Annotated in this window: 19 protein-coding genes, 1 tRNA gene and 4 pseudogenes; 14 read left to right on the forward strand and 10 right to left on the reverse strand. The window is 68.9% G+C overall.

Annotated features, from left to right (window positions below; translation table 11 throughout):
• Positions 1–546: 546 nt before the first annotated feature.
• Both ltrA and OG972_RS43870 read left to right on the forward strand, forming a co-directional pair.
• Positions 547–1,983, forward strand: coding sequence for a group II intron reverse transcriptase/maturase (gene ltrA, locus OG972_RS43865; RefSeq protein WP_266992083.1), 1,437 nt, complete (start codon positions 547–549; stop codon positions 1,981–1,983).
• Positions 1,984–2,133: 150 nt separating this feature from the next.
• On the forward strand, positions 2,134–2,934 hold the full coding sequence (locus OG972_RS43870) for an IS3 family transposase (RefSeq protein ID WP_266992085.1): 801 nt from the start codon (positions 2,134–2,136) through the stop codon (positions 2,932–2,934).
• A gap of 429 nt (positions 2,935–3,363) precedes the next feature.
• On the opposite strand, the gene OG972_RS43875 is transcribed toward OG972_RS43870, so the two are convergent.
• The 4 genes from OG972_RS43875 to OG972_RS43890 all read right to left on the reverse strand — a co-directional run bounded on the left by OG972_RS43875 (position 3,364) and on the right by OG972_RS43890 (position 6,359).
• Positions 3,364–5,214, reverse strand: coding sequence for a recombinase family protein (locus OG972_RS43875; RefSeq protein WP_266992099.1), 1,851 nt, complete (start codon positions 5,212–5,214; stop codon positions 3,364–3,366).
• On the reverse strand, positions 5,150–5,329 hold the full coding sequence (locus OG972_RS43880; RefSeq protein ID WP_266977829.1) for a hypothetical protein: 180 nt from the start codon (positions 5,327–5,329) through the stop codon (positions 5,150–5,152). Before OG972_RS43880 ends, OG972_RS43875 begins: the two co-directional genes overlap by 65 nt.
• 94 nt (positions 5,330–5,423) lie before the next feature.
• Positions 5,424–5,927: a helix-turn-helix domain-containing protein gene (locus tag OG972_RS43885; RefSeq protein ID WP_266977828.1), complete on the reverse strand. Its 504-nt coding sequence runs from the start codon at positions 5,925–5,927 to the stop codon at positions 5,424–5,426.
• A 174-nt stretch (positions 5,928–6,101) separates the two neighbouring features.
• Entirely contained in the window at positions 6,102–6,359 is a 258-nt protein-coding gene (locus tag OG972_RS43890; protein WP_266977827.1) for a DUF5372 family protein, read from the reverse strand.
• 47 nt (positions 6,360–6,406) lie between these two features.
• On the opposite strand from OG972_RS43890, the gene OG972_RS43895 reads away from it, so the two are divergent.
• Positions 6,407–6,646: an integrase core domain-containing protein gene (locus OG972_RS43895; RefSeq protein ID WP_266992101.1), complete on the forward strand. Its 240-nt coding sequence runs from the start codon at positions 6,407–6,409 to the stop codon at positions 6,644–6,646.
• Here the strand turns inward: OG972_RS43895 and OG972_RS43900 are convergent.
• Positions 6,626–7,042, reverse strand: a complete 417-nt coding sequence (locus OG972_RS43900; protein ID WP_266992103.1) for a hypothetical protein — start codon at positions 7,040–7,042, stop codon at positions 6,626–6,628. The two genes, OG972_RS43895 and OG972_RS43900, sit on opposite strands and share 21 nt — an antisense overlap.
• A 593-nt stretch (positions 7,043–7,635) precedes the next feature.
• On the opposite strand from OG972_RS43900, the gene OG972_RS43905 reads away from it, so the two are divergent.
• Both OG972_RS43905 and OG972_RS43910 read left to right on the forward strand, forming a co-directional pair.
• Positions 7,636–8,175, forward strand: coding sequence for a hypothetical protein (locus OG972_RS43905; protein WP_266992105.1), 540 nt, complete (start codon positions 7,636–7,638; stop codon positions 8,173–8,175).
• The gene (locus tag OG972_RS43910; protein ID WP_266992107.1) at positions 8,172–9,713 is read left to right on the forward strand and encodes a multicopper oxidase family protein; all 1,542 of its coding nucleotides are present in this window, start codon (positions 8,172–8,174) and stop codon (positions 9,711–9,713) included. Before OG972_RS43905 ends, OG972_RS43910 begins: the two co-directional genes overlap by 4 nt.
• 29 nt (positions 9,714–9,742) lie before the next feature.
• Here the strand turns inward: OG972_RS43910 and OG972_RS43915 are convergent.
• Positions 9,743–9,992, reverse strand: a pseudogene (locus OG972_RS43915) (IS630 family transposase); the annotation flags it as partial.
• Positions 9,993–10,070: 78 nt separating this feature from the next.
• Between OG972_RS43915 and OG972_RS43920 the strand changes: the two are divergent.
• From OG972_RS43920 to OG972_RS43935, 4 genes and pseudogenes are all read left to right on the forward strand, one after another.
• Positions 10,071–10,376, forward strand: a complete 306-nt coding sequence (locus OG972_RS43920; protein ID WP_266992109.1) for a transposase — start codon at positions 10,071–10,073, stop codon at positions 10,374–10,376.
• Positions 10,377–10,402: 26 nt separating this feature from the next.
• Positions 10,403–11,284: pseudogene (locus tag OG972_RS43925) on the forward strand (IS3 family transposase); the annotation flags it as partial.
• A 154-nt stretch (positions 11,285–11,438) separates the two neighbouring features.
• On the forward strand, positions 11,439–13,082 hold the full coding sequence (locus OG972_RS43930; protein WP_266992111.1) for an IS4 family transposase: 1,644 nt from the start codon (positions 11,439–11,441) through the stop codon (positions 13,080–13,082).
• Between the two features lie 67 nt (positions 13,083–13,149).
• Positions 13,150–13,530 carry a hypothetical protein gene (locus OG972_RS43935; RefSeq protein ID WP_266992113.1) on the forward strand — a complete coding sequence of 127 codons (381 nt, stop codon included), beginning with the start codon at positions 13,150–13,152 and terminating at the stop codon, positions 13,528–13,530.
• A 194-nt stretch (positions 13,531–13,724) separates the two neighbouring features.
• Here the strand turns inward: OG972_RS43935 and OG972_RS43940 are convergent, their stop codons facing one another.
• Entirely contained in the window at positions 13,725–14,939 is a 1,215-nt protein-coding gene (locus OG972_RS43940) for a transposase (RefSeq protein ID WP_266992115.1), read from the reverse strand.
• A gap of 51 nt (positions 14,940–14,990) precedes the next feature.
• Here OG972_RS43940 and tnpA point away from each other — a divergent pair.
• From tnpA to OG972_RS43960, 4 genes and pseudogenes are all read left to right on the forward strand, one after another.
• Positions 14,991–15,417 (forward strand): annotated as a pseudogene (gene tnpA / locus OG972_RS43945) (IS200/IS605 family transposase).
• A gap of 453 nt (positions 15,418–15,870) precedes the next feature.
• Entirely contained in the window at positions 15,871–16,341 is a 471-nt protein-coding gene (locus OG972_RS43950) for a hypothetical protein (RefSeq protein ID WP_266992117.1), read from the forward strand.
• A 778-nt stretch (positions 16,342–17,119) separates the two neighbouring features.
• Positions 17,120–19,372: a M4 family metallopeptidase gene (locus OG972_RS43955; RefSeq protein WP_266992990.1), complete on the forward strand. Its 2,253-nt coding sequence runs from the start codon at positions 17,120–17,122 to the stop codon at positions 19,370–19,372.
• A 113-nt stretch (positions 19,373–19,485) separates the two neighbouring features.
• Positions 19,486–19,644: a hypothetical protein gene (locus OG972_RS43960; RefSeq protein ID WP_266992119.1), complete on the forward strand. Its 159-nt coding sequence runs from the start codon at positions 19,486–19,488 to the stop codon at positions 19,642–19,644.
• 32 nt (positions 19,645–19,676) lie between these two features.
• Here OG972_RS43960 and OG972_RS43965 read toward each other — a convergent pair.
• From OG972_RS43965 to OG972_RS43975, 3 genes and pseudogenes are all read right to left on the reverse strand, one after another.
• Positions 19,677–19,933 (reverse strand): annotated as a pseudogene (locus OG972_RS43965) (hypothetical protein).
• 41 nt (positions 19,934–19,974) lie between these two features.
• A complete protein-coding gene (locus OG972_RS43970) occupies positions 19,975–20,274 on the reverse strand; it encodes a nuclear transport factor 2 family protein (protein ID WP_266992121.1) in 300 nt (99 codons plus the stop codon).
• Between the two features lie 582 nt (positions 20,275–20,856).
• Positions 20,857–20,931: transfer RNA gene (locus OG972_RS43975), tRNA-Trp, on the reverse strand.
• Between the two features lie 405 nt (positions 20,932–21,336).
• On the opposite strand from OG972_RS43975, the gene OG972_RS43980 reads away from it, so the two are divergent.
• Complete coding sequence (locus tag OG972_RS43980; protein ID WP_266992123.1) at positions 21,337–22,206, forward strand: LLM class F420-dependent oxidoreductase; 870 nt, start codon at positions 21,337–21,339, stop codon at positions 22,204–22,206.
• The last annotated feature ends 207 nt before the right edge of the window (positions 22,207–22,413 follow it).

Consider the following 22,413-nt stretch of genomic DNA (forward strand, 5'->3'; position numbering starts at 1 on the left):
GCCTGATCCGGGGAACGCCGGTGAGGGTGGCAAGCGGCCCCGACGACGGCGGGACGTGCCGGAACTACCAGACGGTGCGGGCCCGTTCAGCGAGGTCAGAAGGTGTAGCGAAAGCGAACCAGTGGTTGAAGCTCCGTAACAGCGAAGCCGGGTCAAATCTGGTGGATATGGGCCGGTGTGCAGTGCGTGGGATTCCTCTTTGCGGAGGGGTCTCAACTCCGAAGCCGTGTAGCTCTGACGGTGGGGAGGCCACGTCGAATGTCTGCGGCGTAGACGTGGCGATGCTGCCGGAGTAGAGCTGGGCACCTCCCTGACCGATCGATCACATGGTGAACGTGGGAACCATCCGCGGTCGCCCTCCTACCGGACAGCCAGTCCGGGGGTGGGCAGGTCCGTTGCCGACTGAGGGCCGTGGGATGGGGCGGAGGCCCCGTAGTAGTCGCGGGCGTGACGACCCGCCGTGGAGGCCGTGAGAGACGGCCGCAGGGTGAAGGGGGCCAGCAAGTCAGCAGTCGAGGTTACTGGAATGCCGGGAGGTTTTCGCTGGTGAATACCGACGAACTGCAGCGCGCCGTATATGTGGCGGAGCGACGGGTACTGAATATCCAGACCAAGCTGCACCGTTGGGCTCGTGATGATTCTCATCGCAGGTTCGATGATCTTTACAATCTCGTTTCCGATCCTGGTTTCCTTCTGGTGGCCTGGGATCGGGTGAGGGGCAACAAGGGTGCCCGCACGGCCGGAGTGGACGGGCGCACGGCTCGTTCCGTCGAGGCCGGACAGGGTGTCGAGGAGTTTCTCGATGAGCTGCGGTCGCAGGTGAAGGGCCGTCGTTTCCGCCCGCTTCCGGTACGGGAACGCATGATCCCCAAGACCGGCGGGAAGTTCCGTCGTCTGGGGATCGCGACCATTACCGACCGGGTGGTCCAGGCATCCTTGAAACTGGTGTTGGAGCCTATCTTCGAGGCGGACTTCCTCCCGTGTTCCTACGGGTTCCGTCCGAATCGCCGGGCCCATGACGCGGTAGCCGAGGTGCGCTATCTCGCTTCGCGACCACGCAATTATGAGTGGATCGTGGAGGGGGACATCGCGGCCTGCTTCGACGAAATTTCTCATGCGGCCCTAATGGACCGGGTGCGGCGTCGAGTCGGAGACAAACGCGTCCTGGACCTGGTGAAGGCTTTCCTCAAGGCAGGCATCCTCGGTGAGGACCGCCTTCTGCGGGAGACCACAGCCGGCACCCCTCAGGGGTCGATCCTCTCGCCCTTGCTCAGCAACGTGGCGCTTTCCGTCCTGGACGAATACGTCGCCCAGGCACCCGGAGGGCCCGGAGCTGGGAAGGTGGAACGGGCCAGACGGCACCGCCACGGTCTGTCGACCTACCGCCTGGTGCGGTATGCGGACGACTGGTGCCTCATGGTGTTCGGCTCCCGAGCGGATGCCGAAGTTCTGCGCGAGGAGATGGCAGAGGTCTTGTCCTCGATGGGCTTGCGCCTGTCTGCGGAGAAGACCCTGATCACCCATATCGAGGAAGGGCTGGATTTTCTCGGGTGGCACCTCCAGCGCCACCGAAAGAGAGGCACCAGCCAGCACTACGTCTATACCTATCCCGCGAAGAAGGCCGTCCAGGCCGTGAAGCGGAAGGTTAAGACGCTGTGCCGAGAGGTCGAAGTGAACCAGCCGTTGGATGACCTGCTGCGTCGACTGAATATGGCGCTGCGGGGCTGGTGTGCTTACTTCCGGCCCGGGGTGTCATCCGTGACCTTCGCCTATCTGAGTCACTACACATGGCAGACGGTATGGCGATGGATGCGGCGAAAACACCGCCGGTCCACCTGGAAGGAACTCCGCAACCGCTATTGCGGCGGCGGATGGTGGCCCGCCAGCGAGAACAGGGAGCTGTTCGACCCCGAGAAGGTAGGCACGACCCGCTACCGCTATCGGGGATCGGTTATCCCGACTCCCTGGCCCATCGCGCAATGAGGATGTCCAACACGCTGATCCATTCGGGGCTTGTGGAGAGCCCGGTGCATTGAAAGGTGCCCGCCGGGTTCGGGAAGCGGCTCGGGGAAACGATCCGGTCGAAACGCCGGAACCGCGCCCCGGGCCGACTTTCACGGACCGTCCACTGCGATGAAGGTCGCCTACATCGACCAGTACAAGAATCTGTTCGGCGTCCAGCCGATCTGTGACGTCCTCGCCGAGACGGACGCACCGATCGCGCCGAGCACCTACTACGCCGCCCGCACCCGCCCGTCCTCGGCCCGCAGCCTGCGAGACGAGCACCTCACCGAGGAGATACGCCGGATCCACGAGGCCAACTACAGCGTCTACGGGGCCCGCAAGGTCCACGCCGCCCTCCTGCGCGAGGGGCACGAGGCGGCCCGCTGCACGGTCGAGCGCCTGATGCGCCGGGCCGGACTGCGTGGCGTGATCCGGGCCAAGAGCCCGCGCACCACCCGCCCCGCGCCCGAGACGGCACGGCCGGCTGATCTGGTCGAGCGGGCATTCACCGCGAGTGCACCGAACCAGCTGTGGGTGGCCGACATCACCTACATCAGAACCTTCTCCGGGTGGGTCTACGCCGCCTTCGTCATCGACGTCTTCTCCCGCATGGTCGTCGGCTGGCAGGTCGCCACCTCCCTCTACACCGACCTCGCCCTGGACGCCCTGGAGATGGCCATCTGGCGGCGCCGGCACGCCAGCGGCAGGCACCGCATCAACCGCGGCGGCCACCGGCAGCTCAACGCCACGATCTATCGCACCGTCATCGTCCGCATGCGGTTCCATCAACCTACGATCGACTACGTCGCCCGCCGCACCGCCGAAGGCAAGACGAAACGCGAGATCATCCGCTGCCTCAAGCGCTACGTCATCCGCGAGGTCTACCACCTGATTCGACCCGCTCCACAGACGACCCCCGCAACGAGTTGACAGCTATAGGAGCGTCAACCCGTTGCCATCACACTGCGCTCCTTCGGGATTCTGCGGACAGAGCGGCCTGTTGGGCCGCGATGCGGTCGCTGAGCCTGATGCCCTGGGCGACCTCGGGTGCGGGGTGGTCGGGGCCGGGTGGGTGGAAGAGGTAGCAGTTCTTGTCGTTGTAGGCGATGCCGTGGATGAGGCCGGTGCGCCGCCAGATCTTGACGGTGGTTTCGCTGACGCCGATCGCGTCGGCGTACTCGGTGAAGCTGAGCAGGCCGCGTGCCCGCAGACGGTCGTAGCGGTGGGTGAGGTGGTAGACGTCGCGGATGTTGCGGACCAGCAGGGCGGTGAAGGGCTGGCCCTTGCCGCTGGCGTGACCACGCGCGTTGAGAATCGCGGCGATCTCGCGGTGGGTGTGGTCCTCCAGGAGCTGGTCGATCAGGTCGACGGTGGCCGCGGGGTCTTCCAGACCTTCCCGCCGGCCAGCGGCATGGGGAGGTTCAGGGTGTGGTGCTGCCCGGCGGACAGCCGGATCTGCGCGGTGATCTGGTCGGTGCGAGTGAGGGTGACATCGGTGATCAGGAGGCGGGCGATGCGTTTGCGTTCCCGCATCGGGGTGTCGGCATCGGCCCACAGGCGGTGGACGTCGGCGGCCAGGGTGCCCAGCCGGTCGCGGACGGCTGCCTCGAGCGGGGCGGCCTCGCTCTTGGCGCGTTCGTAGGTGTCCTTGGCCTCGGTGACCTCGCGCAGGGCGCGGTTCCAGTCGGCTTCCAGGGCGTCGGCGACCAGGCGGTTGTCGGGGTCGACGGCGAGGTAGCGGCGCCGGGCGAGGTCGGCGTGGTGCTGGGCCCGTTTCACGTGGCTGGCCCTGAGCTGGTCGGCCTCGGCGGCGCGGGCGGTGAGCTGGTCGGTGACTTTCAGGGCGGCGTCGATGGCCAGCGGGGTGAGAGCGCCCAGGACGAGGCGGGCGACGGCGGCGTCCAGGGCCTTGCCGGGCAGGCGTTCGCAGATCCGGGCGCCGTCCTGGATGGCATGGGTCATGCACCGGTAGTCGGGCAGGAGTTCGCCGCGGTGCAAGCGGTAGCCGACCGTCATCCGCCGGCCGCACTTCCCGCAGATCACCAGCCCCTGCAGCAGCGCCGGCCCTTCCCGCGGCGGCCCGGCCTTGCTCCCCTCGCCCCGGCCGGTCGCGTTGGACAGGAGCAGTCGGCCGTTGTCCTCCCACTGCTCGAAGGAGAGGTAGCCCTCGTGGTGGTCCTCGATCAACGCGGTCCACTGCTCGCGCGGGACGTCGGACAGCGTGGTCTTCCCCTCCGGGGTGCGGCCGGAACGTTTCCGTCCGTAGACGAACGCGCCCGCATAGCAGGGGTTGTGCAGCATGTTCAGTACCCGCCAGTGCTTCAGCGGGCCCCAGACCAGCTCACCCTTGTGGGCGCCGGTGCGGATCCGGGCGGGGAAGGACAGCTGGTCGGCGGCGAAGGCGATGACGACCTGGCGGGCCGAGCCACTCGCCGCGAACAGGGTGAAGACCCGCTCGACAGCGCCGCGGACCGCGGCATCAGGGTCCTTGACGATCCGGTCCAGTGGATCATGGACATAGCCGATCGGCAGGCACTGCTTCAGCTCCCCGCGCCGGGCCTTGGACAGCTGACCGCCCCGAAGACGCGCCTTGAGCAGGTGCAACTCCGCTTCGGACATGGTGCCTTTGAGCCCAAGGACGAGACGGTCGTTGAACGAGCGGGGATCGTAGAGACCGTCCTCGTCCAGGATCAGCGTCCCGGTCATCGCGCAGATCTCCAGGAGCCGATGCCAGTCGGTGTTGTTCCGCGCGAGGCGGGACACCTCCAGGCCGAGCACGATCCCGGCCCGCCCGAGCGAGACCTCGGAGACCAGCAGCTGGAAGCCGTCCCGGCCCGCCGCGGAAGCCCCGGACTGTCCCTGATCGGTGTCGATCACGGTGATCTGGCCCTCGCCCCAACCCAGCGCGATGGCCCGGCCCCGCAGCGCGTACTGCCGCTGGGTGGACTCGGTGTTGTTGACGACCTGCTTCAGCGAGGACTGACGGACATAGAGATACGCCCCTCGCCGGAGTTGATCAGCGGTGACCTTCCCCGCTCCGGACGGCTGATCCTGCATGACGGACTCCCTTACGAGCGCAACACTCCCGGTGACGGTGACGGTGACGGTGACGGTGACGGTGACGGTGACGGTGACGGTGACGGGATCAGGGTGGCTGGAGGCGTCCCAGGACCAGCGAGGCCAGGGCGTCGACGAGTTCGGCTGCGACATCAGCGGTGACATCGCCCCCGGCCGCCGGGGCCGCAGGCCCCGGCGGCTTGTCACGGACGGCGACCAGAGCGAGGATCGCGCGACTCCAGGCGGCCATGCCCGAGCGGGCCAGCACCGCGAAACCGTGCCGCCATCCACCGCCGTGACCGTGAACGACCGCGGACCGCAGCCGCTCGTACTCCTCCGAGGTCCTTGTCCCGCCGTCCGCCTCAGCGGTCGGCGCCTCGTATGTTCTCCTCCTGGCCGTGGGCCCGGGCCTCGCGCCTGCGGGCCAGGGCCCGCTCGACGGACCGCGGGTGCACGGTGATCCCGAACGACTCGGCCACCACGACCGCCAAGGCCGGCGCCTTCAGCCCGGGGTTGGTCTCCAGCAGGGCCTCGAGGTGTTCCATGACCGGCCCGGTCAGCTTGCTGGGGCCCTTCGGGCCGGGCTTGCCCGGCGCCAGAGCCGCCGGGCCGCCCGCGTCCAGCGCGGCGGCGATCGCATAGAAAGACTGCCGGCAGAACCCGAACGCGGGCGCCGCCCGCGCCACGGGCACCTTGTCCACCCGCACCCGGCGCACCATCTCGTACTTGACCTGCACCAGATCGTACGGATCCAGGAACGGCGAGTTGATGAACGCCTCGTCCACCACCTGCTCGGGCCGCGGGTTGAGCGTCCGGGACTCCTCCAGGGCCCGCACCTTCGCCGGATCGACCACTCTCGTCGCCATGCCCGCCTCCTCTCCCGATGCCTGTCACCAGGATTCCGGCGCCACCGGGCCCGGCCAACCCCCAGGCCGATACCACGAGGAGTGAAAGAAGCAGGCCAGCGCATACCCCGGCGAAGAACGCGCCCCCATCCGGACCGGCGAGCTCCCCGAGCCACGGCACGAACACCACGACGCTCACGACGTGATCTCCCCGACACCCCGCAGCCGGTCGATCAACCCGGCCAGCTCCACCAGATCCTGCGTCCGGAACGGACACGAACCCTCGGCGGCGACCACGAACGCGTCCACCGGCGCCACCGACGTCCACTCCGTCGGGATCTTCGACCGGCCGCCCACCTCGTCGAAGTAGTACACCCGGTCCCCACGCCAGCACTGCCGACGCTCGATGAACTCCAACTCCAGCCCCGCCAGGGGATGGAACGGATGCGTCACCCGCACCCGCCCCTGACCTCCGTCTCCAGAGTCGGGATCACTTGCAGTTGACGGATCACGCCAACGCCCTGGCCGAGGCGTTCAACAGCCTGTTCAAGGCCGAGCTGATCCGCAACAAGGGACCATGGACCGGCATCAACGACGTCGAGGTCGCCGTCGCCGAGTACGTCGACTGGTTCAACCAGCGCCGCCTCCACGGCGAACTCGGCCACGTCACCCCTGCCGAGCACGAGGCAGCCCACCACCTCGCGGCCGAACCTCCTGCGTCACTCCAGAAAACCACCTAACTCAGTCTCCACGAAACCCGGGGCTTGACAGAATCCGTCCTTCATGCACTGCAGGCCCACGGTCACCCAGCGGACCGATCCGTCGTCGCCGAGCGAGAACGCGACCGCGGCCTCGAACTCCTCGCTCCCGCACGGGCAGCCGGCCGCACCAGGCTCGTCGTCCTCCCAGGACTCCTCGTTCCAGTACTCCTCGCTGTCCGCGATGAACGCACGGCTCCCGCAGCCAGAACACTCCCGTTCCGCCCCGGACGCATTGACCAGCACGAAGAACACACCGCCGCCGCACCCCTCGCAGGCGGAAGGAGCGATCTTCACCGGACGGCCGTCGACCGCACCCCGCAGGAACACCGCGAGCTCTGCGGGGACACCCTCGCCAACTTGATCATCAGCATGCACGGACACATCGTTCCAGACGCCCCGAACCCCCGCCCGGCCAGTTGACCAAAGAGATAGGGGCATGTAACGGCACCAAAGGCACCACCTTTCCCACCCAGTCCACACCGCCGGCACGCACCGGGCCCGCTAGGCGAGGAGTCGCCAAGACCCGTCTCCAGCAAGCTCACTGCACGTGCTCGATCTGGCCGGCGAGGAGGCCGTCTGCCTGGAAGTAGACCTCGTTGAGCGCTTCGGCGGCGATCTGCTGGAGCTGCCGGTCGGCGGCGCCCCGGGGTATCGAAGGGGCGCACCGCGGGGGGCAGCATCACCGTCAGGCAGATTCGGCCTCCTCACCAGTCGGGCCAATCGGCGCCGTGTAGCTCCTTGCGGGCCCAGGTGATCGCGAAGCGGCAATCCGCTGCGACTCCTGCCGCAACCTCGGTGAGCGAAGCTGGCCGATGAGTCGGAGGCGTTACTGTGCCGCCCGCCGCGATGCCCCCTAGAGGCCCGGTCTGAGGAGCGGGCGGCTCGGCCCCCTGTGTCCAGGCGTAGACGCGCATGAGAGGGCGGACTACGGTTGCCTGCTGATCATCCACTGCCTAGGGGAGACGTCCATGCAGCCGTCGTTGGCCTCCGCCGAGCCGGGCGGCTCCGGCACACGCGAGTCGCCAGACCCGCGACGGCACCCCGCGCGGGCCCGCGGTGCACTGCGCGCGGTGACGACGGTGCACGCCGCGACCCTGTTCACCCAGGCCGTCCTCGCCGGGCGGTTCCTGTCCGGCGACTACAACATGCTCACCGCTCACGCGGTCAACGCCAACGTCATCGTCGCCATCGGCCTCGTGCAGGTCGTGGTGGCGGTGCTGTACTGGCGCCCGGGCCGCGGTCCGGGCTGGCCGGCCGCGGTCAGCGCTGTGCTGCTCGTGGCCGAGGCCGGGCAGGCCGTCCTCGGCTACCAGCGGACCCTGGGGGTGCACGTCCCGCTGGGCGTGACGCTCATTGCCGCCGGGCTGCTGCTCCTGGTCCATGTGTGGCGCCCCCTGCCCCCGGGCCCCGTCCCGGCCGCGCCCGGTGACGGCGGGTCAGTGTCCGGGAAGGGGCCGCGGCCCGGCACGTCCCCGGAGGCGTCGCGGCCCGCGCGGGAGGTCTCGTGAGGCCGGCGATACCGCGCCGCCGCCTCCTCGGCGCCCTGGGCGGGGCGGCCGCCCTGGCGGCGGTGGGCACACAGATCCCGCGGCTGGCCGCCGGCGTCCAGACCGGGGAACTGCTGCGCAGCCTGCTGCCGCTGCCCGCCCCGTACCGGGTGCCGCTGCCGGTACCGCCGGTGCTGACCCCGCGTCAGGATGCCACCACCGACTACTACGAGGTGACGCAGAAGGCCGCCACCCAGGAGATCCTGCCCGGCCACACCACCGCGATCTGGGGGTACGAGGGGATCTTCCCCGGGCCCACCCTCGTCTCCCGCAGCGGCCGGCGGACCGTCGTCCGTCACCGCAACGCGCTTCCTGTGCCCGCCGTCGTGCACCTGCACGGCGGCCGCACCCCGTCGGCCAGCGACGGCTACCCCACCGACCTGATCGTGCCGGACGGGTTCACCGGCCCGCTCCCGCACCACGACCACCGGGCCAGCCTGGCCCACGGCTCACGCGTCTACGAGTACCCCCTCCAGCAGCGGGCCGCCACGCTCTGGTATCACGACCACCGCATGGACTTCACCGGCGCCTCCGTCTGGCGCGGACTGGCCGGATTTCATCTCGTACACGACGACGAGGAGGAGGCCCTGCCCCTGCCGCGCGGGGACCGGGACATCCCCCTCATGATCACCGACCGGGCCTTCGACGCCGACGGCTCCTTCCGCTACCCCGCGACCGACCCGACCCTGCTGCACACCCCGGGCGTGCAGCCGGACTACGTCGAAGGGGTTCTGGGCGACGTGATCCTGGTCAACGGTGCGCCGTGGCCCGTCCTGGAAGTCGACGCCGCCCGCTACCGGCTGCGCATCCTCAATGCCTCCAACGCACGCCGCTACCGGCTGGAGCTGGACCCCCAGCCCGCGGGCGGCGGCGCCCTGGTGCAGATCGGCTCCGACGGCGGCCTGCTGGCGGCCCCGAGAGCGCACGACGCGATCGTACTGGCGCCCGCGGAACGCTTCGACGTCGTCGTCAACTTCTCCCGCTACCGGGTCGGCGAGGAGGTCACCTTGGCCAACCGGCTCGGCAGCGGCACCACCGCCGCGGTCATGCGCTTCCGGATCGCCCGGCGCGCCACCGACGACAGCGCCGTGCCCGCGCGGCTGTCGGGCATCGAGCGTCTGGACCCGGCGCGCGCGACGGCGACCCGTACCTTCGCCTTCCGCGACCAGGGCGACGAGGGCTGGACGATCAACGGTCGGCCCTTCGACCCGATGAGGGCCGACGCCACCCCCCGGCTGGGCGCGCTGGAGGTCTGGCGGTTCACCAGCGACTTCCACCACCCGGTCCACCTTCACCTGGCGCACTTCCAGGTACTCTCCCGCAACGGCGAGGCCCCCGGCCCCTACGACGCGGGCTGGAAGGACACCGTCGACCTGAGCCCGGGCGAGGCGGTCGCCATCATCACCAGATTCACTGGCTACCGGGGGCGTTTCGTCTTCCACTGCCACAACCTGGAGCACGAGGACATGGCGATGATGGCCAACTTCGAAGTCCTTTAGTGTTTTGACCGATGAGGTTCGCCGGTTCTTCAGGCCGCGACTGCGGGTGGGCGTCCGCCCCAGGGATGCCCTTTCCGCTGCGGATGCGGGCGCGGTGTCTTCGTTCGGCGGCCAGGACACGCGGTGGCGGGCGTTGGCGTTGTGCCAGCGGAGGTAGGCGTGGCAGGGCCCGGATCCGCACGGTGTGGTTGGGGTGGTTCGGGTTGGCGATGGTGAACGCCTCGGCGGCCCGAAGTGCGCCTCGATCGGGCTCGCCCACGAGGCACAGGTCGGGGTGAAGATCGACTTGAAGTTCCCCCCGAGGTCAGGACAGCTTGATACTGGGACGTATGGGTCCCGGAGGAAGCAGTCCAGGTAGTGAGTAAGAAGAGCAATACGAGCAAGCGGTACACAGCCGAGTTCAAGAAGGATGCTGTTGAGCTCGTCCGTTCCTCCGGGCGGACGGTGGCCGAGGTCGCCCGGGAACTCGGGGTCAGCACCGAGGGCCTACGGGGCTGGGTCAAGCAGGCGAAGGTCGACCGGGGCGAGGGGCCGGCGGGCGCTTTGACGACAGCGGAGCGCGAGGAGCTGGTCCGGCTGCGGCGCAAGGTCCGCGAGCAGGAACAGACGATCGAGGTGCTGGGAAAAGCGACCGCCTTCTTCGCGCAGCAGAAGACGAAGTAGCCGCACGCTACGCGTTCGTCGACGCGGAGAAGGCGTCCGAGGGCAACCCCGGTGGTTACAGCGTGTCGCTGCTGTGCCGGGCGTTGAAGGTGACGCGCTCGGCCTACTACGCCTACCTCCTGGCCCGTCCCGCCGCTGGGGCACGGCAGGCGGCAGAGGAGGAGCTCGCTGGGGAGATACGGAAGATCCACACGGACTCGCGGGGCGCCTACGGGGCCCCGCGGGTGACCGCGGCCCTGCAACGCGCGGGCAGGCGGATCAACCGGAAGAGGGTCGAGCGGATCATGCGTGAGCGCGACATCCGCGGGATCACCCGCCGCAAACGACGGAGCCTGACCAAGGCCGACACCACAGCCGCCCCGTCCCCGGACCTGGTCGCGCGCGACTTCACCGCCGCCGAGCCCGGCACCAAGCTGGTCTCGGACATCACCTATCTGCCCACCCTCGCCGGCTGGTGGTATCTCGCCACGGTCATCGATCTGGCCACACGCGAGGTGATCGGGTATGCGATGGCCGACCATCACCGCGCCGAACTCGTCGTCGACGCGATGAGGATGGCTGCCGGACGCGGCGCGCTGAAGGAGAACTGCATCGCGCACTCGGACCGCGGCAGCGAGTACACGTCCCGTGAATACCGCACGTTGATAGGGAAGTTGAAGCTGAGGCAGAGCATGGGACGAACCGGGTCATGTTACGATAACGCCGCGGCCGAGAGCTTTTTCGGTTTGCTGAAAGCGGAGATCGGGACCACCGTCTGGGAGTCCCACGAAGCCGCCCGCGCCGACGTCTTCCACTTCATCGAGATCGAGTACAACCGCACCAGGCTCCGCAAGCACCCCGAGTTCGGGTACCTCACCCCACTCGAAACCCGAGCCAGGCTGCAGCAAGACTTCACCCCCGCAGCGTAAGCACCCGCTGTCCAAGATCAGGGGAACTTCCAAGGCCGGGTAGTTAGCGTTTTCGCAGGTCACGCAAGGGGTGTTGACGGGTTCTCGACGTGGGGCAACGGAGCTCGTTGGTACAGGCAGTCGTCCAAGACAGCTTGTCCCGCAAGGAGCTCCGTTGCCTGTTCATTGTGTCTCGCCGTCGGCGCTGACGGCCATCACCCGTACGGTGACTGTGGCCGCGGGCCGGTTCGCTCCCGGACATCTGGGAGAACTGACGCCGATCATGCCGTTCGAGCTGGTCGACGCGGTCTTGTCCGAGACCAGGACCGTACAGCGGCGGTTGCGTGATCTGCCCTCGCGGGTCGGCATCTACTTCCTCCTGGCGATGTGCCTGTTCCCCGAGATCGGCTACCGGCTGGTCTGGGAAAAGCTGACCGCCGGCCTGTCGGGGATGCCGATCGTCTGCCCGAGCACGAAAGCGCTACGTGATCTGCGCCGCAGACTCGGCAGCACGCCGGTGCGGGCGTTGTTCGAGGTGCTGGCCGGGCCGTTGGCCCAGCCGACCACGCCGGGGGTACGGTTCGGCCCGTATCGGACGGTGTCGTTCGACGGCTGCAGCTCGATCAAGGTGCCTGACAGCGAGCGCAACCGGAACTGGCTGGGGCGGTGTCCGCACGGTGGCTATCCCCAAGTCGAGCTCATGACGCTGGTCGAGACCGGCACCCGGGCCGTGATCGCAGCGGTCTTCGGCCCCACCCGAGAGGGCGAGACCTCGTACGCCACCAGGCTGTTGCACCATCTGGGCCCCGAGATGTTGGTGCTGTGGGACCGGGGCTTCGACGGCAACGACTTCCTCGCCGCCGTGCACACCACCGGCGCACGGGTCCTGGGCCGCATTCGCCAGCGCCGCCGCCCACCGGTCCTCCAGCCGCTCGCTGACTCCTCCTACCTCTCGGTCATCGGCGGCGTCCCGGTGCGCATCGTCGAAGCCCGGGTGAGCGTCACCTGCACGGACGGCAGCAACTTCGAGGGCTCCTACCGTCTGGCAACCACGCTCCTGGACGCCCGCCGTCACCCCGCCGACCGCCTCGTGCACCTCTATCACGAGCGCTGGGAGCACGAGAGCGCCTACTACGCCCTGCGCCACACCATCCTGCACGGACGTGTCCTGCGCTCGCACGACCCGGTCGGCGTCGAGCAGGAGATGTGGGCCCTGCTCACTCTCTACCAACTCCTGCGCCGCACCATGGTCGAGGCCGCGGAGTCCAGGCCGGGCACCGATCCCGACCGCTGCGGCTTCACTATCGCCCTCCAAACCGCCCGCGACCTGCTGGTATGCGCGGAAGGAGTCTTCGAGCAGGGCATCGGAGAGATCGGCCGCCGAGTCCTGTCGGCACTGTCGCCCGCACGGCGAACCCGCGTCAGCACCCGCAAGGTGAAGTCACCCATCTCCCGTTACGCGGAAAGGAAACTGGACGGCCGCCCCGACAGCAGCAAGGTCGTGACCTTGATGACGATCACTCTCCTGCCGCCCCCATCGCCAGAGCCCGCACTGCCCGCGACGACCGTCCGGGAGAACACCGGCAACGGCAAGACCGGCAGCCGCATGGCACGTGTCCTGGCCATCCTGCAGACAGAACCCGAACGGCTGTGGCGCGCAAGGGAGATCGCCGAGCTCCTCGGCGATGTCACCCTCGTCGCCACCTATCGACAACTCGCTCGCTGGACCGAGAGAGGAATGATCAAGAGAGTCCGCACGGGCCGCTACACGGCAATCGCGCAGACGACCAGCCCCTTGCGTGACCTGCGAAAACGCTAACTACCCGGCCTTGGGGGAACTTCACAGCGACCGATCAAGCCATCGACCAACCAGTCGGAGGAGACTCATGACCGTGAACACCGTGAAGCCCGCGCAGGGGGCGAAGGCCCGGGCCACCGCACAGTCCGCGGCGCCCGAGAAGGACTTCGCCAGCAAGTCCGTCCCGCGCCACCTGGCGCGCGGCGCCATCGGCTTCGGGCTGATCATCAGCTCGATCGGCCTGGTGCCCGTCGCCGGCCCGGCCACCCTGCTGGCGGCCCCGTTGGCCCTGATCGCCTTCCGCGGCTGCCCCACCTGCTGGATGGTCGGCCTGGCGCAGACCATTTCCCGCGGCCGTCTGGAACGCCAGTGTGTGGACGGCGTCTGCACCCTCACCAAGGCGCACCCGGCGGCAAAGGCCGCAGACGAGCCGACAGCCGACATCAACGTCCCGGCCGCTTCCCGGTGACCAGGCCACGGCCTTTCCCGTGGACCGCGAGCCGGCGAACGCCCGCCCCGTCGGCTTCAACCAGCTCCGCGCGGCGGGCTACGCGAACATCGCGGGCAGTCGCCCGAGGTTCTACCCGCCCGAATTGGCCCGCGATACGAGCCATGACTGGTCGAACGTGACTCCTCCCCCTCATAAATTGAGGGGGCTTCTCGCTATGCCGGTTGGGCTTCGCGACGGACCAGCCCGGCCCGTAGGACGTTGAGAGCCCCGACTGTGTCTGCGTGCGCGGTGTGGCCGCACGAGACGCAGTGGAACTTCTCTTGTGTGGGCCGGTTCTCCTTGGCGGTGTGCCCGCATTCGGGGCATCGCCGGGAGGTGTTGCGGGGGTCCACGGCCATCACTTCCCGCCCGGCGCTCTCAGCCTTTGCGTTCAGGATCGCGAGGAACACCCCCCATCCGGCATCGGCGATCGAGCGGTTCAGCCCGGCCTTCGCGGCGGCCCCGTTGGGCAGGAAGCTGCCCGGCCGGTCGGGGTCCGGCTTCGGGGCCGGGATCTTGCTCATGTTGCGGATCTTGAGGTCTTCGTGTGCGATGACATCGTGCTCGCGGACCAGGGCCAGCGCGGTCTTGTGGGCGTGGTCGAGCCGCTGACGGCGGACCCTGCCGTGCAGCTTGGCGACCTTCTCGACCGCCCGGCGGTGATTGGCCGTCCGCTTGTCCCGTCGGACACGCGGAAACCTGGCGAGTGTCTGCTGTGCTGCTTCGAGCTGCGCGGCGGCGCTGCGTCCGTGACGCGGGTTGGGGACAAACCCGCCGCCTGAGTCAGCGAGGAAGTTGGCTATGCCCAGGTCGATACCGACCACGCTGCCAGTCCTGGGCAGTGGTTCGGGCTGTGGCTGCTCGGCGGTCAGCACGACGAACCACGTGCGGCCCTCGCGCTTGACCGAGACGGTCTTGACCTTGCCGACCACGGGCCGGTGCCGGTGCACCTTGACGTGCCCGACGCCCTGCAGACGAACGCGGGTGACCGGGTTGTGCGGGGTGGAATCCCACCGGCAGCCGTCGCCGTCCTTCGGGAAGTCGACCGTGTCGAACCAGTTGGCCCCACGAAAGCGCGGATACCCCGGCGTCCGGCCGGCCTTGACCCGACGGAAGAACGCCTGCATCGCTTTGTCCAGCCGGCGCAAGGTGGCCTGCTGCGACGAGAACGACCAACGGCCCTGGCGTTCGGGGTCGAACGCCCGGATGTCCTTGAGCTGCGCGGACTGCTGCCCGTACCTGATGCTCGTCTTCGAGGTGTGCCGGTAGGCGTCGCGGCGTTCCTGCAACGCCCCGTTGTAGAGCGAGCAGTGATCAAGCAGCATCTCGCCGAGCGCGATCTGCTGGCCCACGGTGGGCCGCATGAGGAACTTGTACGCACGGATCATCCGGCCCACCCCCTTCCAGCCTGGTTTCGACGATCCTACTACGCTTGGCGTATGCCACCACGCTGGGAACCAAACCCCGATATCCGCACCGTTCGTCACGTCACCTACAGCCTCCACGCACACTTGGTGTTCATCACTAAGTACCGGCGGGATGTCTTCGATGACGACATGCTGAAACGGTGCGAAGAGATCATGCGCGAGGTCTGCGCCGGCTTCGACGGAGCTGCGCGAGTTCAACGGTGAGGCCGACCACGTCCACCTTCTCGTGCACTACCCGCCGAAGATTGCCCTCTCCAGGCTGATCAACAGCCTGAAGGGCGTCAGCTCCCGGTACCTGCGGGCCGAGTACACCGGCCGCATCAACCGGACCGGCACGGGATCCGTGTTCTGGTCCCGCTCCTACTTCGCCGGCTCCTGCGGCGGCGCACCGCTCACCGTGATCCGCCAGTACATCGAAGGACACAAGCGGCCCACCTGACCGTCACCGACATAGACGCAGAGAACTCCGGCGCTCCGCGCCTCCGCGCTCAGGATGCGTTTCCCTCCCCGGCTGAAGCCGGGGATACCCACGCAAGATCAGGGATGGCCCGCGGCCACCACACGATCTTCAGGAGGCCACACAACCCCGATGATCACGCTGTGGCTGTCCCAGCATCCGCACCGGCCCCCAGGCTGTGCCAGGCGATTCGCGACGAGCACCTGGAGCGGGCTCGCGCGGTGCACTCAGTGGCCGGTGGGCCACCGACCAGCTCGCTGCACTGCGCTGTGGAGCCGTCGACCCTCGGGGCTCCGACCAGCTCGCTGTCGACGTTGGGACGGATCCGGGGGCGGATGACAGCAAGGTCGCGGACGAGATCCGTGTTTGCGATGACCTCAGCCCTTTGCGCTGCACTCCACGACTGCTTTCGGCCGTGAGGAAAGAACGTCCTGAATGTTCATTGCCCTGCGCGGAGCGTTCGTTGACCGGCATCATGACGCTATGCCAGTGAAGGAACCCACCAACGCGCAGAAGCACCAGGGCGGGCGTCATCTCGTGCTCGCCGAGGCCCTGTTGCGAGGGCTTTCCTCGCAGCTGCGCGGAGCGGCCACCTACGTCGAGGTGGGTGGGCACGTGGCGCAGGTGATGGTCGCCGCGCAGGGTGCCTGGATGATCGCCGATATCGATGCCACCACCGCCCTCACGTGTGAACGGGTGATCCTGGTCGATGTGACCGATGGGCGCCGTGACTTCTATGTGGCTGAAGGGCCCGCGTTCCGGGCCGGCGTACGCGCGCGCCACGAGGCATTCCTGCAGCAACAGGGCGGAACCCGCCCCCGCAATCCTGACTCCAAACACACCGCGGTCCGCCCGAAGGACGTGGCCGAGTGGCGCGACCGATGGGATCTGCTGCAGCAGGCATAGCGATCACCCACTATTCGCAGCCAGCTCTGCCGTACGCGGCGGTGGGACAGCCCTTCAGCTCTGAGCCTCCTCTGAGCCCTCCCCCGGCCCCCGCAAATCACGAACCCAGCAGCTCGATGGACACTCGTGCGCGCCGCAATGCGGCGGGAATTCGCAGTGCACAGCCCGTGTGCAGGAATGCCCCGGCTGGTCGGGGGAGGCCGGCCGGGGCAGTCGATCGGGGTACGAAGGGCGGTCGCCTCTCGGCGAGGGGCTCCATGGGGCTTCAGCCGGACGGTCTTCTCCATGGGCCATAGGTGAGGCCCGGGGGCACTGTCCCCTCCGCACCCACACACAGATGAACGGCCAACCACCCGGTAGGTGTTCCAACCCAGCCCTCCCTTGGGCGAGTGACCTGCATCACGGTGGACAGCTGGCACTGCGGTTGCGCGCAGCGGTGCCAGCTTGCTGAGGCGCAGGGCGGCGGCGGAGGAAGATCCGGCGGTGCCGGAGTATTGCCGCTGCACCACCGTGCGCGGCGGCCAGGACCGCAGGGAGTCACCCGGGCTGTCGGAATCCGGCATGTCAGGAACCCGACACCATCAAGGACATGACATGCACAGGTTAACAATGGCAGGCTCTTGATCGGCCGCACGGGGCTAGGCGTTCCCCACAGGGATCTCGCACCGCTGCGGTCATGTCCTCCTCACCGCACCGCCAGCTCTACTCGGACAGTACCCCCTGCCCGGGCTGTCTCCGGCCGCAACCCCGGTCGCCGCAGAAGGAGTTCCGCGTGAGAATGACCCCCCGCAAGGCTGTTGCCGCGAGCGCGCTCTTAGCGAGCGCCGCGATGATCGCCGTTGCGCTCCCCACGTCCGCCACCGCCGGCACCCAGGCCGACGCGCCCAAGCCGCAGGTCCGGGCCGGCGCGCTGCAGGTCCAGCTCAGCCCGAGTGAGCGCGCCACGCTGCTCGCCGATGCGCAGGCCACCGTCGCCACCACCGCCAGGACCCTGGGCCTGGGCGGCCAGGAGCAACTGCTGGCGAAGTCCGTCCTGAAGGACGCCGACGGCACGGTGCACACCCGCTACGAGCGGACCTTCGCGGGCCTGCCGGTTCTCGGCGGCGACCTCGTCGTCCACGCGGCGGCGAACGGCGCCGTCAAGGGCGTCAGCAAGGCGACCAAGGCGACGGTGAAGGTCGCCTCGACCACCGCCGTGAAGAGCGCCGACTCGGTGAAGTCCTTCGCGCTCGGCCGCGCCAAGGCCAAGGGCACCACCGCCCCGAAGGCCGACACCGTCCGCAAGGTCGTCTGGGCCGCCTCCGGCAAGCCCGTGCTGGCCTGGGAGTCCGTGATCGGCGGCGTGCAGCACGACGGCACCCCGTCCGAGCTGCACGTCATCACCGACGCCACCACCGGTGCCAAGCTGTTCGAGTACCAGGGCATCGAGACCGGCACCGGCACCGGCCAGTACAACGGCCAGGTCACCCTCGGCACCACGCTGTCGGGGTCGACCTACGAGATGACCGACGGCACCCGCGGCGGCCACAAGACGTACGACCTGAACGGCGGCACGTCCGGCACTGGCACGCTGTTCACCGACGCGGACGACGTCTGGGGCAATGGCCTGCCGAGCGACCGTCAGACCGCCGGTGTTGACGCCGCGTTCGGGGCCCAGGCCACGTGGGACTACTACAAGGACGTCCATGCCCGTAACGGCATCAAGAACGACGGCGTCGGCGCCTACTCCCGCGTGCACTACGGCAACGCCTACGTCAACGCGTTCTGGTCCGACTCCTGCTTCTGCATGACCTACGGCGACGGCTCGGCCAACGCCAAGCCGCTGACCGCCGTCGACGTGGCCGCCCACGAGATGACCCACGGCGTCACCTCCAACACCGCAGGCCTGATCTACAGCGGCGAGTCCGGCGGCCTCAACGAGGCGACCTCGGACATCATGGCCGCAGCCGTCGAGTTCTACGTGAACTCCGAGACCGACCTGGGTGACTACCTGGTCGGCGAGAAGATCGACATCAACGGCAACGGCACCCCGCTGCGCTACATGGACCAGCCGAGCAAGGACGGCAGGTCCAAGGACGCCTGGTACTCCGGCATCGGCAGCATCGACGTCCACTACTCCTCCGGCCCGGCCAACCACTGGTTCTACCTGGCCTCCGAGGGCAGCGGCGCCAAGGTCGTCAACGGCGTGAGCTACAACAGCCCGACCTCCGACGGCCTGCCCGTCACCGCGATCGGCCGCGACGCCGCCGCGAAGATCTGGTACCGCGCGCTGTCGACCTACATGACCTCCTCCACCAACTACGCCGCCGCCCGCACCGCCACCCTGCAGGCGGCCGCCGACCTGTACGGGCTCGGCAGCGACACCTACAACAACACCGCCAACGCCTGGGCCGCCATCAACGTCGGCAGCCGCATCGTCCAGGGTGTGACGGTCACCGACCCCGGCCTCCAGACCACACTGGTCAAGAAGTCCGCGAGCCTGCAGATCCAGGCCACCAGCACCAACCCAGGCGCGCTGACCTACACGGCCACCGGCCTGCCGGCCGGCCTGTCGCTCAACGCCTCCACCGGCCTGATCTCCGGCACCCCCACCAAGCTGGGCACCAGCACGGTCGCAGTCACGGTCACGGACTCGACCAACGCCTCCTCCACCGCGACGTTCACCTGGAACGTCGTCAGCGTGATCAAGACCTTCGAGAACACCACCGCCGTCGCCATCCCGGACGGGGCCGCCGCGGTCTTCTCGGACGTCAACGTCACCGGGATCGCCGGCAAGGCACCGAGTGCCCTCAAGGTCGACGTGGACATCAAGCACACCTGGCGCGGTGACCTGGCCATCGACCTGGTGGCCCCTGACGGCACGCTGTACCGCCTGAAGGATTCCAACATCAGCGACTCGGCCGACGACGTGCTCGCCACCTACACCGTGGACGCCTCCAAGAAGACCGCCAACGGCACATGGAAGCTCAAGGTCCAGGACATGTTCCGCGGCGACAGCGGCTTCATCAACAGCTGGAAGCTGACCTTCTGACCTCAGTAGCAGCACACTGAGGCGGCGGGACCCCTCCCGCCCGGGCCCGGCCGGCCATGACCGGCCGGGCCCGAACGCCGCTCCGGGCTCCGGGCCGCGAGACCCTGGACGAATTGCAGATCCACCTGGTCCCTGTGCCGCTGGGCGGTGGAGTGCGGCTGTTCGGAGTGCGGCTGTTCAAGGAAATAGGCGACTATACCCGCGAGTTCGAGACCACCGGGGTCATCGACGTCCCCGGGGTCGCCCACGTCCGGCTACGCCCCGTCAAGTGACGACCGGCGGTGCGGGCCGCCGGTCGCCCGACTCAGTGGGCGTCGCGGATGAGGGAACGCAACCGTCGGCACGTGGTGTTGGACGGCGGGTGGCTCCCGATCCGGGCGGCGGTGGCGCATATCCGCCGGTTACGAGCCTGCTCGGCGCGGTGGACACCCGCGTCCAGCAGCGCGATGGCCAGGCGCAGGCCTTCAGGCTGCGGTTGTGGGACTCGTACCATTCGCGCGGCTGCCCGTCAGGCAGCCGCTTCTTCTTCAGCGGCTTCGTCGTGACTGCGGCTACGGCCATCAGCGACCTCCAGCCGGCCGGTGGCCGGGAAGCCCCGGAACTCACCGCGGTACGTGCCCCGGATCGTCGGCCGCACCGCGACCCGGTCGCCCGAGCCGAAGACGTCGCCGATCGGACCTCGAAGTCGTGGCGGCGGCACGCAGCACCTCGGCGTTCCGCCGCCACGCGTCGCGTCCCCGCATCTGGAAGGGCATCCCCGCGATGTCGATGACGAAGTCTTCCGTCATCAGCCGGGTGCAGGCGTCGAGGTCATGGCGGTTCAGCGCGGCGAAGGCGGCACGGACGAGCGCCACGGGGTCCTGGTCGGGCCGGGGCGCGGGCGTGGGGATGAGGCTGGTCATGGCGGGTCTTCGTCGGGTCGGCGGTGGGCGGGGACCGGTGGGGACCGGCGCGCGAAGACCCGCCGGCCGGAGGTCCGCCAGGGGCACGGCGCTGGTGCACGACCAGGACACAGACGAGGGGCACAGTCACACTTGCGCCGCAACAACCTGTCAGTCACCGGTCCACCCCTCGCCATTGGCCGCTCTGTCACTCACAAGCCGCGTGGAGCGCCCGGCCACCGTGAGCCGGCTGACCGTGCAGTGGCAGGCCGACCACACCACGTTCCAGAACCGTGGCCTGTCCACCACACGTGTAGGTCTGGGCGGAGGGTGGTCACCTCTCGGCGGACGGCTCCATGGGGCTCCAGCCGTCGAACCCGCATGTGCCCCGACCAGCAGCACCCTCTCTCCCCGAACAGGTGGAGCACGACGCAATACCGCACCGCCCGCATCGTCCTCACCCCCACCCTCCGGGATGAGCTGGAGATGCCCGGGGCCGATTTGAGCTGACGGCCCTGATGCACGCGCAACGCCGCAGGCTGCCGAGTGGCCGGCGGGCCCCAACTGAATGGGACAACAAGCCCATGTCCGGGGCAGGAAGGGCGGAGCCGACCGGATTCGAACCGGCGTCCTCGCGGTTTTGGAGACCGCGCGCGACGACCTCTGCGCTACGGCTCCGCCCGGCCCGACACCCTAGCCCATACACCACAGGCACCCAGCTCACACAGGCCCGGACTCCCAGCCCGGGCCTTCTGCCGTTCCAGCGCGCGCGACAGCATGCAGTTACTGACCTCCATACGGGCCGGTTCCCCGGCTTGACTGCGCCTCACGTTCTCGCCGGAGCGGCTCGAGCCCTCTGCCGCCCTGGCTCTGTGGGGGGTTTCGTAACGGGGGGTCAGGCACAACGGCCGACCCTGCCGCCGAAGGGCTCCGCCACGCCGTACCGCGGCAGGGCGGATGTATCAGAACGACGCAGAAGGCCGCTGAGGCGTGGCCGAACCCGCGGCCGATGCCGCGCGCGGCGCGCCATGTCACCCGAGCGCGTCGGCGCTTCGCACTTAAGGTGAGGCCCGGAGGTGGAGAATGCGAGTCGGGTTGCACGCGCTCGGTATCGGTGACGGTGCCCGTCCCGAGGTGATCCGTGCGGTGGCCACAGCCGCGGAGACGCACGGCTTCGCGAGGCTATGGTGCGGCGAGCACGTGGTGCTCGTGGACGCGCCCGCCTCGCGCTACCCCTACTCCGCGGACGGCCGGATCGCCGTGCCCGCGGACGCGGACTGGCTGGACCCGCTGCTGGCCCTGACCTTCGCGGCGGCGGTCACCAGCCGGATCGAGCTCGCCTCCGGCGTACTCCTGCTGCCTGAGCACAACCCGGTCCTGGTCGCCAAACAGGCCGCCACACTCGACGTGCTCTCCGCCGGGCGGTTCAGCCTCGGCGTCGGGGTAGGCTGGTCGGCCGAGGAATTCGCAGCGCTCGGAGTCCCGTTCGCCAAGCGCGGGCGGCGCACCGACGAGTACCTCGCCGCGATGCGCGCCCTCTGGGCCGAGGATCCGGCCTCCTTCACAGGGGAGTTCACCCGCTTCGACGCGATCCGGATCAATCCGAAGCCGCTGCGCGGCGGCCGGCTCCCGGTCGTGGTCGGCGGCAACAGCGACGCCGCCTTGCGCCGCGCGGCCACGCTCGCCGACGGCTGGTACGGCTTCAACGTCCCGGCGGCCGACGTCCCGGCGCGCATTGCCGTTCTCGCCGACGAGTGCGCCCGCCACGGTCGCGCTTTTGACGAGCTCACGGTCGCCGTCGCGCTGAGCGACGGCATCCCGGAGCACGTCCCCGCACTCGGTGCGGCGGGCGTCACCGAACTCGTCGTCGTCGGCGCGCCCCCGCCCGCTCCCGGCGCGGCGGCCACCTGGGTCGCGGAACTCGCCCGGACCTGGATTCGCCGGGAGGAATAATCAGGGTCGGCCGGAGCACCAATCGCACCCTTTCACGCCCGTAAGGCGTCTCCCAGGGACAAGATGACTGACCTGGGCCCCGACGGGCGCGCCACATGGTCGTACAGCAGGGAGAAGGTCCGCAGGCTCCGCCATGTCGTGTGGCACCGGACAGCGGATGTCGTGGGGGTGGGCCGAGCTCCCGGGCCGGCCAGTCGCGTCAAGTGA

The organism is Streptomyces sp. NBC_01669 (assembly GCF_026339735.1).
Taxonomy (GTDB): domain Bacteria; phylum Actinomycetota; class Actinomycetes; order Streptomycetales; family Streptomycetaceae; genus Streptomyces; species Streptomyces yanii.

What these genes read in the sequence shown, in the direction of transcription:
- OG972_RS43885 (WP_266977828.1), bottom strand. Translation starts at nt 5,927, where the DNA reads ATGGCGACGAGAGTGGTCGATCCGGCGAAGGTGCGGGCCCTGGAGGAG.
- OG972_RS43935 (WP_266992113.1), top strand. Translation starts at nt 13,150, where the DNA reads ATGACCGTGAACACCGTGAAGCCCGCGCAGGGGGCGAAGGCCCGGGCC.
- OG972_RS43980 (WP_266992123.1), top strand. Translation starts at nt 21,337, where the DNA reads ATGCGAGTCGGGTTGCACGCGCTCGGTATCGGTGACGGTGCCCGTCCC.
- OG972_RS43955 (WP_266992990.1), top strand. Translation starts at nt 17,120, where the DNA reads ATGACCCCCCGCAAGGCTGTTGCCGCGAGCGCGCTCTTAGCGAGCGCC.
- OG972_RS43970 (WP_266992121.1), bottom strand. Translation starts at nt 20,274, where the DNA reads ATGACCAGCCTCATCCCCACGCCCGCGCCCCGGCCCGACCAGGACCCC.
- OG972_RS43875 (WP_266992099.1), bottom strand. Translation starts at nt 5,214, where the DNA reads ATGTCGCAGCCGAACTCGTCGACGCCCTGGCCTCGCTGGTCCTGGGAC.
- OG972_RS43950 (WP_266992117.1), top strand. Translation starts at nt 15,871, where the DNA reads ATGTTCATTGCCCTGCGCGGAGCGTTCGTTGACCGGCATCATGACGCT.
- OG972_RS43905 (WP_266992105.1), top strand. Translation starts at nt 7,636, where the DNA reads ATGCAGCCGTCGTTGGCCTCCGCCGAGCCGGGCGGCTCCGGCACACGC.
- OG972_RS43870 (WP_266992085.1), top strand. Translation starts at nt 2,134, where the DNA reads ATGAAGGTCGCCTACATCGACCAGTACAAGAATCTGTTCGGCGTCCAG.
- OG972_RS43940 (WP_266992115.1), bottom strand. Translation starts at nt 14,939, where the DNA reads ATGATCCGTGCGTACAAGTTCCTCATGCGGCCCACCGTGGGCCAGCAG.